We start from the raw sequence: 11,573 nt of genomic DNA, 5'->3' as shown, positions 1-11,573 counted from the left end.
AATACCCGTTGGTTATGTCACTGTAGATGCGGTGCTTGGGATCACCCCCACATGCATGGGGAATACTGCACCACGGATCGCTAAACTCCAGCGCTATTAGGATCACCCCCACATGCATGGGGAATACATTTCGTTCTTTACGGGCAAGGCAATCGCCCCGGGATCACCCCCACATGCATGGGGAATACAATCATCAACTACCAGTGAATCGCCAAGCGGTGAGGATCACCCCCACATGCATGGGGAATACCTAGACTGTCCAGAAAAGGCATCATCGGTTGTGGGATCACCCCCACATGCATGGGGAATACTATGTCCTGGACCGACACCGGGCTGCGGAATCGAGGATCACCCCCACATGCATGGGGAATACACTAAAAGATCCCTACTACGACGCGATCCCTATATTTTGAAATCGTATTTTTTAATGAGTTTCTCTGCCAGTTGCATCGTTGCCTTCGCATCCGATAAAGCATTATGCGGCTGTTCGTTCTCAATCCCATACTTTGCAAGTATTGTTCCTAGATGATAATTATCGCAGAACTTATCAACTTGTTTAATATACGGTAAAATATCTACCATCTTGTTATTAAACTGAACCATATTATACCTTATAATTGCTGCTTGCAAAAAGCGTTCATCGAATAGTAAATTGTATCCTATTATTGGTATATTTTTCACGAAATGCTGCAAATCAATAATGGCTTCTTTGACTTCTACTCCCTTAGTGTTGAGCAAACGATTATTTAATTTAGTAACCCTAGCAATATCAGGCGGTATCGCTCTTCCTGGCTCCATCTTTATTAGGCGGTAAAATGAAGCTAACTGGCCATTTTCAATTTTAACCGCTCCAATTGAGATTATTTGATTCGTTGAAGGCGTTAGTCCTGTCGTTTCTAGGTCCAGGGCTGCAAAAGAAACACCACGTTCTCGTCGATGGCTACTAATCTTTGCTTGATGAAAACGGTAAGCATTACTGAAACCATGTCGCTCTTCCTCACTAGTCTGAAAGAGTGTTTTCATTAGCGGTATCCCATCGGCATCAACGACTTCTTTATCCCTCCGTGTTGTCCGAAATGTGTATCCCAATTCATTATTTGTATTATATACGAGAGTGGCTTCGCCTCGTCCAATGTTTTCGTTCACTCGCTGCCATAATCTCTCACGAACACGTGCACTGACGTTTCCAACATAAATTCCTGGCTGAATTTCCTGGCACCATTTAGTTAAATCACCGCGCAATGAATGTGGTACTTTAGTTAGCGTAATAACTATCAGTTTTCATCATCCTCATCATCAAACTCGTGATATTGAACACCAAACTTTTGCAGTCCCTGGCGATCATCCCATAGATGCATAGTCTCGGCAGGAATATCATCATCAATATCTAATAAGCTTTTTAGGTCGCGCACCATCTGAACCACTAGCTTACCGTTTGCAAAGACATCCCGCATTCCTCGTCTTGTCCAATCAACAATATCATTATTACCATGTTTGGCAGTCATCTCAAAGGCAACGGGGATCGAGTACTTAGCCTTGTATAGGTCTGCAAAATCATACACGAATGACATGTCGTGGCCTGTGTGTACAAAGCCTAATCCCGGTGAAGCTCCCAGCGCCACAATTACACTACAGCTTAACCCGTAAAGCGCCTGGTGAGCAGCGGTTAATGCCTTATTGATTGGCGTCGATGAATCAAAACTATCGACCTTGTACTCCCGACGATCCCACGGAACATTGGTTTTCTTCGATTGTTCAAGGTAAACTCGGCGAACTCGAGCCCCTTCTTTTCCTCGTAGTTGCTGCATAGTTAGCTTCGAAACGTCCTCCTTAGGAAAACGCATCTGATACATCTTCCGGGCTACAGCAACCCTAGTCCGTCGATTAGAAACCAGCTTAGCTTGCTGTTCTAAGAATCTTGATGAATGTCCTAGGGCACGCCCATGAGCATATTGGCGTACACCATGTTCGCCTACCCAGACGACAGCTATCCCGGTTTCACCGATTAGTTCCATGGCTCGATGGGTCACGTCAACACCAGGGCCAAGTAATAATACGCTCACCATTGCCGATGGAACAAATACTGTTCCACGTTGATCAGTTACGGTTACCGCACTGTCTTGACGATTCACCCGTGCATGCTCCAGGTATAAAAAAGATATTCGATCCTGGATACGGCCGAGTTCGTTCAATTCAGTTTTAGGGGCTCCATAATTACTTTTCATTGTCTATTTCCTTACAGGGATTACCGTTAGCATCCCCATACCATATGCTTTCTCACGACCAATTCCATGAATAAGAGCCTTTTTTAATCTGTCGGCGTCTGTAACTCTCAATTGACCTTCAAAGGCAACTCTGCTCAGCCGCACCCGACATCCGTGATATAAGACCGGCCATTGCCGGTTAACAATTTCGAATTGGTTACTACCATCCGACGTCGAAGGAACTTCAAACCCCGCCATCGCGGCTTTCGCCAATAGCCACCTTTTTTGCTGATCAACTGTAATATGTGGGTATACCTTACCATCGGTCCGATAGGTTGGATTAGCGACCAAGCGGAACCGCATCATTTCCCCCTCCCGGATTCGATCAACAAATGGCTGATAGTCCTTCGTCATTCCGGTACCAGCAACACCATATCGTTCTAATTCATCAAGCTTGGGCTTTTCTTGACTGACAATCAACAGATAGCGTTTCCCATGAAGTCGGTCGATCCGCCATAAGTGTCGTAAGCGTTCACTTTTCGCAATTTCATCAGGAAAGCTACTTTCCACCCAATTATGGTAAGCACCCAGATGACTTAAGTTTCTTATTTTTTGACGATTACTATCGTCAATTTCAACTCTTGATAAATACATAGCATCCCTTCTCATCTACTATATGTTTGCCATGATATCGTGCTCTGTGTCCAATTCTTTGAAATACTTGTTTTTTAAGGAGACATACATGCTTGTCACTGCACGATAGCTATGCCAACGATGATCCTGATTAAAGCTGCCAACGTTATCCTTAACAAATGAGTTCGATCTGCCATTCGGTATTAGGTTAGCATCAGCTAATATTTTAGCTGAATAAGCTGCCTGTTTTTGTCGCTGTTGATACCACTTTGCTGCCTGCCATTCATATGTTTTTAAAGTCTCTACTGGATTTTGGTCAGGAAAAATTCTTGTCTTCAACGGACCAGCCGGCACATTTGAACGCCGCCCCAAGTACGGCTGAAACTTAGGATGGCGCAAGGCATTATGAATCCGATCAATTTGCCCATCATCACCACTAATTGCAACAACAAACACCGCATCCTGTAAGTAATCCCGATAGGATAAGCTTCTGGGACGTTTAGGATCGTATTCGACCGTCTGAAAGTCCGTCATTGTTCGTCCTGGTTGGTCAACCCTAACCGCCATTTGAAGCTCACTGAGCTGAGAAATCCGTGAGTCATCTCTTCGATAGCCAAGCGCCGCCGCAATCATTCCTAAAACCGCACTCTTTGAGGGTGCAAGGTAGCTAGTCCGTCGACTGAATGATGCCTCGTTTCCATACGCTTGCAATGGCCCTGCAAGATTAATCGTTAGAGTTTTCATCGCTAACCCTCGTTTCAATCGTCTTTACGACATTATCAACCAGGTCGTCAATACCAGCTACTTGATTACCAATTTCTGAAATTTTATTCGTCAGAACATAAGTTGCCAATGGCTTTTCTACAAACGTTTGCGTCTCTTGATATTCCTCTTCCAACTTCTTTACAGAAGGCTGAGCATACCCATCCCGCGACTTAACAGGTTCTTCAAAAGCGGATACCAAGTTGACTGGTGTATCCGGACGAACAGTAATCAATACGTATTGTGGTATCGTCTTGTTGGCAAAAGTGTTCTGTTTCCCCGTCGGCATCGACATAATAAAGTCCTTGATGAAGAGGCCCAAGCCCTTAGCAGCAACGTCGGAATCACCTAGGCTATGAATTAGCTCATTCACGTTAACGTTGGCGTACCGATACAACGTTGCGGAATCGTACTCAATTGTCCCGATCATTGCTGAACCAGACTCCTCATCTTCCTTCTTATCATCCACCGCCGTGTAGTAGTCAAACTCAGGAACAATTTCATGTGTCGAAATTGCATGTGCAACCTGGCATGCCGCATCAACGTTTAATGACGGGTCATCGGCAACCATCCGCCCAAAGAGGGCCATATCTAAGGAGTATTCACTCTGCAAAGCTTTCTTAATTACCTTACCATCAAGTTCATCATTTTCCAGTGCGTACTTGGCCAACTTTTCGACTTGACCATTGCTCAACATCAATAAAGCCTTGGTCCGATTGGTCTTCTTATCCAGCTTGATTTTTGACTTATTAAAAACATCAATTGCTTTATTCAAAGCCTCTTCATCGCTCAGATTATTATCAAGTTCCTGCATTTTCTTAGCCAGCAGTAATGGTCCCCGGGTGGTACGAATACCTTCTAACCAGTTCGCACCATCACTTTGTTTACCGAAAGCTTTCCGCACTGCCCGTTTCCAACTCTGTGATGAAACACGTGAACGAGTTGCACCACCATAAATTGCGGTCTTTGGGGCACCCGTATCGTCTCGATTAATATTCGATGAAGGGACGGTCTGTAGCACATTGATATCGACGTATAAGTTTTGAGTATTCATGATGACTAATTCTCCTCTTTAATTTTTTTCATTCTTAGCAACATAGTAGTATTGTTGTCCCCACTTTAGGCAAATCTGACGGGCCAACTCACTGTTCAGCTGGAAGTAATAAAGATCTTGGGCAAGCCGGGCAAAGTCGATTGTCGCTTGGGATGACCTACTCTTCAGAATAGCAACGAGGTGATAAATAGTATTGATCACACTTTCTGGATTACTATTTCCCAGTACCGTTTGCACCCGTCGGTCAAGTGCCTGCCGAGTGTCCTCTACTTTTCGCAATCCAGATAGGGTCGTAAAAAGCTCCTGCCCATCTCCATCTTTACCGGCCGGTGCATAAACAAGGTGCTCACTGTTCTTGCCTTGCTGATAAATTGCATAGCAGCGTAACGCCGCATAAACGGCCTGCTCTGCATAGGTAGGCCTACCATCACGGCTAAGCTCTCCCTTCTCCATATTTGAAAGCAGCAGTGGCCAAACGGCGGTAGCATTTCGGTTCAAGATGCTGTTTGAACTTCGCAGTGCGGCTAGTGTCGCCTTGTCATATGCGCCGTCTGACCATAATTGCCTAATAATCCGAGCGGTTACGCTTCTAATTTTTGCCGTCATTCTTTTTACCTCCCAAGTCTAATGTCTTAGCCACCGAAGCCCTAAAGATTCGATAATAGACAAAAATGTTTATTAACTGATCGTCCTTATCTTTACCCCGAATCTCCAATGGTGTTGCACTGTTAAGTAGCTCTTTCGCGGTCGATGATGCAATTCTATCTACCGTCTTTTTCCAGTTGTTAACTTTTTCATCACGTTCATCATTATTGGTAAGTCCTGCTAACCATTCATAAAATGGCTGGTTCAGTTGCTCAAAAAACCTAGCAGATACTCTACCGGCAAAAGAACCAGGATCATTTAATCCTCGTAGGTTACCGGCATTATTAGCAAAATGCCAAACCAGGGAGCCAATCTTATCTGTCAGCTCAACCGTATCCTCTATTCGTTTAGGCCAAAAGTTTCGCTTAGTCTTATTTTCATCAAATAAAACATCGGCATTAATTTGCATCTCATCGGCAAATTCAGCCGCAGGTGATTGGGAGGTGGCGTTTCCATCATTAATCAACCCAACAGTCATCAAATGAAGCGGTAGGTCACGCCTAATAAATTTTCTTCGTTTTAGCACATTTAACCAGGTAACTATTCCAGGTTCACGGTCACCACTTGCACTGCCACTGGTGTTAATCCGAACGTATTGTCCAAAATTACGCCACATCGCCTTACCTAACGAATTTATCCAGCGGAGATTGGGCTTATACTCCTTCGTCTTTTTATCTTGTTTCCAAGTGGTCATCGGTTCCAAGAAGTTTTCCTCACCACTGAGCTTTGGTAATCCAGCACTGAAAATCTGAGGCCGATCATTATTCCATTCAATATGGATTGCCCGAGACCAAACAGTATATAGCTGAGCTAAGTTTTGTGGAAAATGATCATCCCGCCGTACCTGGATATAATCCATTGTGGAGAACTCCCAAACTGGTCTTTGATTAATCAGTTTCTCACTAAACTCCGAGTTCTGCGGAACGACAATCAAATTTAGTATCAAAGTGTCAAAAAGATTATTACCAACGACAAATACCGGATCTAATCCATACAACCAGCCTTTTGAAACCGAAAACTTCTCTTTGGCCGTTATCTTAGTCTTATCGGTCACAGCAGTGAAGTTCTGGTAGGTAATCAACCAACGGACTAATGCTTCTGGTGAAATATCGTCCTTGTGGATGGGCGTCTTAGGTGAAAAAATATCCGGCTTATTGTTACTTTCCGAAATGGTCCGATTCATCTGTTTAACAGCTACAGTTCCTTTCCCCTTGGCAACTACCTTATTTTGGGGAACGATGGAGTCATATTGCTCCTTAGTAACCTGATAGAAGGGAACTTCCTCATCAAAAAGGTCGAAGTGTTTTGAATATTTATGTAGATACTGAAGAACCACTTTGGAAAAATGCCCAGTTCGATAGAGCTTATGCCATGTGTTTAATAGTTCGTCCTCGATATGATGCCATTCGCTGTCGAAAGCATCCTCATCAAAAGAAGCTGGCCGCATTTGTTCATCGAGTTTAAGCCAATCATATGGTTGATCATCGGCACCATAACGCGAATAAACGGTTGTAAGGATTGCCAGTAGGAAGCGCAATATTGCAAGATCCTGAGCCTTCATTTCGCCAGCTAACTGACGATAATGCGCAGTATTAGTGAATAGCTCCTCCATTGATACTTCTCTTTCCTGGTTTTGGTCGTCAATCACCTTTATCCAGGGTTCAGTTACCAAGTTAAAATGTTTTTCACTCATCTTCCCCATCCTTTTTGTACATAAGTCCTAGGTCCTTAGAATAGTGAATCTGCCAACCATTAAAATCAGCTTTAAAGTTTTGATCCAACGGCAACGCGATCATCCCCTTCAGCCAAATGCTGTCCTGCCAACTATGGTAGTACTTCTCAGTCAGCCGTTCGAGTTTTTCAATGGTCTTAGCGATGTCAGGTGTTACCGCATTTGGTAAACGAATCAATTGTTGGGCAACGACATCGTCAGAAACATCATCTAGGCTCCGACCGTCCATCAGATAGTCGCCGCTTGGAGTATGTTGAACCAGTACCACCTCAATTGACTCCTTGATATCACGCACAGCTGCTTCCGCGGTTGCGTCATTATCGATACCCTCACGATCACGGTCGAGCCAGCCATGAATATCCTCATCGGGATAAGGGGTGGCAATTTGATAGGCTTTAGCCTTATTCTCTTCTTTTTCGACCACAACCTCCTCATCACGCCGCGGTTCTTCAATCCCAGGAATATCGTCATCTGTTTCTGGATCATATACAGCTTGAACTAATTTAGAGATATCATTAGGTAATTGGACAGTGTCAGGAAGAAAATGATCTGTCTTCATCAACCAATATTTCTCGTAGATGGCTTCGTTGGCATCCCCATAGTCACCCAGAGAATTAATGCCAAGAACATAGGTTGTTGGTGTCACGAGCTGCTGCGGACGTTTAATATTATGACGGTGCATTCTTCCCATCCGCTGTAAAACCAGGTCCATCGGTGCAATATCAGTAAATAGAACATCGAAGTCGATATCAAGCGATTGCTCAAGCACCTGGGTGCCTATTACCACCATCTTTTCAGGACGATTGGCGCCTTTACCAATACATTTTTGTAGTTTTTCTTCCAGGTTAGCTCGATCCGTCGCCAGGAAGGCTGAATGTAAAAGAAGTTTAGGGATGCCTTCAGGAACCATTTCGTATAGCTCTTGCGCCCGCTTAACAGTGTTTACGACGACACCGGCTACTCCGCCATCTTTTATGGTATCGACTACCTTCTTCATCAACTGTTTATCTTCACAATTTAGCCGAACAATTTTGACCTTCTTAGGATCAGATGTTTGCGGAAAATCATCGAACTGCTTTACCTTTTCACCATCAAGGTAAGTCAGCAGTGGATAGGCCTGGCTTTCTTGCCAATCACCGTGATCATGCAGCTTATGACCATACTTTCCACGATAATATGCTTCGATTAATTCGGTCCGTTTTTTCTTCGGTAAAGTAGCCGAGAGTGCAATTACTGGGATATGGTATGCCCCCAGCCATTGGAGAGCACGGTTTAGATAAGAATCCATATACGTGTCATAAGCGTGGACTTCATCAATAATTACCACCTTACCGCTCAGCCCAAGATGACGCAGGAAAAGGTGTTTCTGTTTCAAGCTCATTAGAAGTAAATGATCAATCGTCCCAATTGAAAAGTCAGCCAACATTGATCTTTTGCCGGAAAACCAACTATTTACTGCCACCGAACCTTGATCATCAATGTTTTCCGCCCGTGGTAGTTTACGGTTTTCTTCATTAAATTGTGCCTTTCCATGCATCAATTTAATTGGCAAAACTGTATTTTCTTCCTTAGCAAGACTATCAACCCATTTGTCAACTCGACTAAACATTGCATTACTAGTAGCCTGCGTTGGTAAGCCCATAAATAGTCCTGTTATGTTCTTCGTAAAGGACAATTGCTCTGCTGCCGTCAGAGCAATCTCAGTCTTACCAATCCCCATCGGCGCCTCAATGATAATCATACCAGGATCATTAATTTTACCGATGACTTCAGACATTAAATGTTGGACGACCCGAGGCTTAAATCCCCATCGTTGTTGATAATGGCCGTCAACATCAGCTATTGGTTGGGATAGCCAATGACCACTAATATCCCAAGTGTTAATTGCGTGCTCCAAGCGTGCCTTCATATCTAAATCTTCAAAGCCCTGTTCTAGACGAATCAACGGGAACATTGGTTGAGCTAAATCATCGTTAAGATACTCGCTGGAGGCAATCCAATCAGCCATGATAAGTAGGCCCGTCAACAGAACTGCCTGTTCTTGGCTAATAGTTGGAACTTCTTCTAGTTTTGCATATCCAGATAAATGTAAGCCATAATTTATCAGTTCCCGATGTACCTTTTCCCAATTTTCTTGTATTTGATTGTCTCTATCTGATTGGAGGTAATTGCTCGTATAATCACAAATTTGATCATAAGAATCGAAATTTTGGCCAGCTGGTTTACCATGGTGGGCACCAACGATTGCACCCACTGAAACATCCAGGCCATTTTCTTCCAATATTGTTTCTCCGGCAATCGCGTGTGGTGACTTTCTCCGGTCAGAAGGCATAAAATCACTCAGGTCTGTGAATCCATGCCGAAGCAGTTTCTCCAGGAGCTCACTATCAAGCTCCTGATCACGGTTGTATGATGGCTTAGTCTGAAATGCTGGCGTTGCCTTACCGATGTCATGAAAGAAGCCAACGAATTTAATAAGGTGTTCGATCTCATCCTGCGATAACTTTTCTTTTATGATCAATTGCTGATTACCATTCAGCCAATGGTTATATAGCCAGTTAATAACGTTTTGTGTATCAACTAAGTGTGCTACCAACGGAAGCCACAATTCCTGACCATCACGATTCTCCTTCTTCGCCCACAAAGAAGAAGCACGTTTAGTTAATTCTGCCAATAATTTCACCCCATCTTTAGTCTCTCGAAAACGCTTACCTCAATTCTACCCATGTTTATTTAATAAAGCAAAGGCTATTTGTTTACTATCCAAAGTAAATTATACTCATTGCTTGCACCGAAGTAATTTATTACCCCCATAATATGGGGAATAGGTGATAGTTTTAGATGTACTTCAGATCAATGAAAGGATCACCCCCATATACATGGGGAATACGTCAGCTGGTCGTTGCTGAACTGCTGAGAAATAGGATCACCCCCATATACGTGGAGAATACCCTTGGGAACCAATGAGTAATCCATGCCATGTGGGATCACCCCCATATACGTGGGGAATACCAATTGCAAGACGTTAATCGCGGTTTGAACGAAGGATCACCCCCATATACGTGGGGAATACTAACGGTGAATAGCGTACTTAATCAAAGTTAATGGATCACCCCCATATACGTGGGGAATACATCAAGGCTTCCGGCATTCGATCACCCCACTTGGGATCACCCCCATATACGTGGGGAATACTGGCATGATGTAACGACTGGGCATTGGTCACGGGGATCACCCCCATATACGTGGGGAATACTACCTGAAGTTCACCTCACCATCTATGGCCGGAGTCCCTGATCGGTTAGTCCTCCTGCCTGATGGTCACATGGGCTTTGTAGAGATGAAAGCTCCCGGTAAACGCCCCCGACCACTCCAAGTGCAAAGGCTAAGCCAATTAAAACAACTTGGCTACCAGGTCTTTGTTTGTGACCAATTTGGACAGATTGGAGGAATGCTAGATGCAATACAAACCGCATGAATACCAACAATACGCAACTCAGTTTATTCTGGATCATCCTGTGGCAGCAATCTTGCTTGATATGGGACTAGGTAAAAGCGTCATTACCCTAACTGCTATTAAACAACTTATTCAGCAGGGGAAAGTTCAACGGGTATTAGTTATCGCTCCACTGCGCGTGGCTAAACAAACCTGGCCAGAAGAAATTGAAAAATGGGACCACTTAAAAGGCCTTAACTATTCAGTCGTCACTGGTTCTAAGCTTCAAAGGATCAAAGCACTGCAGCAAGATGTCGACATTTATATCATTAATCGGGAAAACTTAAAATGGCTAATTGAATCCTCTGGTACTTCCTTTGACTACGACATGTTGGTGATCGATGAACTCTCCAGTTTTAAGTCTTACCGCTCGCAACGCTTCAAAGCCCTCAAACGAGTGCGACCACTGATTAAGCGCGTGGTTGGCTTAACAGGCACACCGTCGTCTAATGGCTTGATGGATCTGTGGGCGGAATTCCGCGTGCTGGACATGGGCCAACGACTTGGCCGCTTTATCTCATCTTACCGGATGAACTACTTTGACCCCGACAAACGCAATATGTATCAAGTCTTCACTTACAAGCCAAAGCCCGGTGCTGAACAAAGTATCTACCGCGCCATTGATGACATCACCATTTCTATGAAGTCTAAGGACTACTTGAAGCTGCCACCATTAACTATGAACACCGTTCCGGTAAAAATGAGTGATAGTGAGCAGGCTATCTATGATGAGCTTAACGCCCAGCTAGTAGTTTCAACCCAGGGTAAACAAATCGATGCCCTCAACGCAGCCAGTCTATCGAATAAACTTTGCCAGATGGCAAATGGTTGTGTCTACGACGACCAGCAGCAGATTGTTCAAATTCACCAGCGAAAACTTGATGCCCTTGAAGATTTGGTTGAAGCTGCTAATGGTAAACCTGTCTTGGTAGCTTACTGGTTCAAACATGATCTAATCCAGATTAAAAGTCGTTTCAAGGTTCGTGAGATCAAAACACCCCGTGACATTCAGGACTGGAATGCCGGTAAGATTCCTTTAGCTTTGAT

At 44.0% G+C, this 11,573-nt stretch carries 10 protein-coding genes and 2 CRISPR repeat arrays; of the genes, 2 read left to right on the top strand and 8 right to left on the bottom strand.

The features are described from left to right. Window positions 1–38 precede the first annotated feature (38 nt). Window positions 39–373: direct repeats of the CRISPR family, unit length 28 nt; unit sequence GGATCACCCCCACATGCATGGGGAATAC. Window positions 374–402: 29 nt separating this feature from the next. The 8 genes from cas2e to cas3 are packed head-to-tail and all read right to left on the bottom strand — an operon-like array spanning window position 403 to window position 9,704. Continuing rightward, window positions 403–1,278: a type I-E CRISPR-associated endoribonuclease Cas2e gene (gene cas2e, locus ACEYV4_RS06970; RefSeq protein WP_373842618.1), complete on the bottom strand. Its 876-nt coding sequence runs from the start codon at window positions 1,276–1,278 to the stop codon at window positions 403–405. Further along, complete coding sequence (gene cas1e / locus ACEYV4_RS06965; protein ID WP_373842617.1) at window positions 1,275–2,225, bottom strand: type I-E CRISPR-associated endonuclease Cas1e; 951 nt, start codon at window positions 2,223–2,225, stop codon at window positions 1,275–1,277. The genes cas2e and cas1e overlap by 4 nt, the downstream gene beginning before the upstream one ends. A gap of 3 nt (window positions 2,226–2,228) precedes the next feature. After that, entirely contained in the window at window positions 2,229–2,858 is a 630-nt protein-coding gene (cas6e, locus tag ACEYV4_RS06960) for a type I-E CRISPR-associated protein Cas6/Cse3/CasE (protein WP_373842616.1), read from the bottom strand. Between the two features lie 18 nt (window positions 2,859–2,876). Next, on the bottom strand, window positions 2,877–3,581 hold the full coding sequence (gene cas5e / locus ACEYV4_RS06955) for a type I-E CRISPR-associated protein Cas5/CasD (protein ID WP_373842615.1): 705 nt from the start codon (window positions 3,579–3,581) through the stop codon (window positions 2,877–2,879). Further along, a complete protein-coding gene (cas7e, locus tag ACEYV4_RS06950; protein WP_373842614.1) occupies window positions 3,562–4,653 on the bottom strand; it encodes a type I-E CRISPR-associated protein Cas7/Cse4/CasC in 1,092 nt (363 codons plus the stop codon). The genes cas5e and cas7e overlap by 20 nt, the downstream gene beginning before the upstream one ends. An 18-nt stretch (window positions 4,654–4,671) precedes the next feature. After that, a complete protein-coding gene (casB, locus tag ACEYV4_RS06945) occupies window positions 4,672–5,259 on the bottom strand; it encodes a type I-E CRISPR-associated protein Cse2/CasB (RefSeq protein ID WP_265891023.1) in 588 nt (195 codons plus the stop codon). After that, the gene (locus ACEYV4_RS06940; RefSeq protein ID WP_373842613.1) at window positions 5,243–6,991 is read right to left on the bottom strand and encodes a type I-E CRISPR-associated protein Cse1/CasA; all 1,749 of its coding nucleotides are present in this window, start codon (window positions 6,989–6,991) and stop codon (window positions 5,243–5,245) included. The genes casB and ACEYV4_RS06940 overlap by 17 nt, the downstream gene beginning before the upstream one ends. Further along, window positions 6,984–9,704 (bottom strand): CRISPR-associated helicase Cas3', encoded by a 2,721-nt coding sequence (gene cas3, locus ACEYV4_RS06935; protein WP_373842612.1) that lies wholly within the window; start codon window positions 9,702–9,704, stop codon window positions 6,984–6,986. Before cas3 ends, ACEYV4_RS06940 begins: the two co-directional genes overlap by 8 nt. A gap of 127 nt (window positions 9,705–9,831) precedes the next feature. Next, a CRISPR array of direct repeats spans window positions 9,832–10,286; the repeat unit is 28 nt; unit sequence GGATCACCCCCATATACGTGGGGAATAC. Between the two features lie 24 nt (window positions 10,287–10,310). Between cas3 and ACEYV4_RS06930 the strand changes: the two genes are divergently transcribed. Further along, on the top strand, window positions 10,311–10,508 hold the full coding sequence (locus ACEYV4_RS06930) for a VRR-NUC domain-containing protein (RefSeq protein ID WP_373842611.1): 198 nt from the start codon (window positions 10,311–10,313) through the stop codon (window positions 10,506–10,508). Further along, window positions 10,489–11,573 (top strand): SNF2-related protein (locus ACEYV4_RS06925; RefSeq protein ID WP_373842610.1); only part of this gene is annotated, 1,085 nt, incomplete at its 3' end. The genes ACEYV4_RS06930 and ACEYV4_RS06925, both read left to right, overlap by 20 nt.

This window comes from Limosilactobacillus sp., from assembly GCF_041859915.1.
GTDB lineage: Bacteria > Bacillota > Bacilli > Lactobacillales > Lactobacillaceae > Limosilactobacillus.
This window is presented reverse-complemented; position numbering and strand designations above follow the sequence as displayed.

What these genes read in the sequence shown, in the direction of transcription:
- cas1e (WP_373842617.1), bottom strand. Translation starts at nt 2,225, where the DNA reads ATGAAAAGTAATTATGGAGCCCCTAAAACTGAATTGAACGAACTCGGC.
- cas6e (WP_373842616.1), bottom strand. Translation starts at nt 2,858, where the DNA reads ATGTATTTATCAAGAGTTGAAATTGACGATAGTAATCGTCAAAAAATA.
- cas5e (WP_373842615.1), bottom strand. Translation starts at nt 3,581, where the DNA reads ATGAAAACTCTAACGATTAATCTTGCAGGGCCATTGCAAGCGTATGGA.
- cas7e (WP_373842614.1), bottom strand. Translation starts at nt 4,653, where the DNA reads ATGAATACTCAAAACTTATACGTCGATATCAATGTGCTACAGACCGTC.
- casB (WP_265891023.1), bottom strand. Translation starts at nt 5,259, where the DNA reads ATGACGGCAAAAATTAGAAGCGTAACCGCTCGGATTATTAGGCAATTA.
- ACEYV4_RS06940 (WP_373842613.1), bottom strand. Translation starts at nt 6,991, where the DNA reads ATGAGTGAAAAACATTTTAACTTGGTAACTGAACCCTGGATAAAGGTG.
- ACEYV4_RS06930 (WP_373842611.1), top strand. Translation starts at nt 10,311, where the DNA reads ATGGCCGGAGTCCCTGATCGGTTAGTCCTCCTGCCTGATGGTCACATG.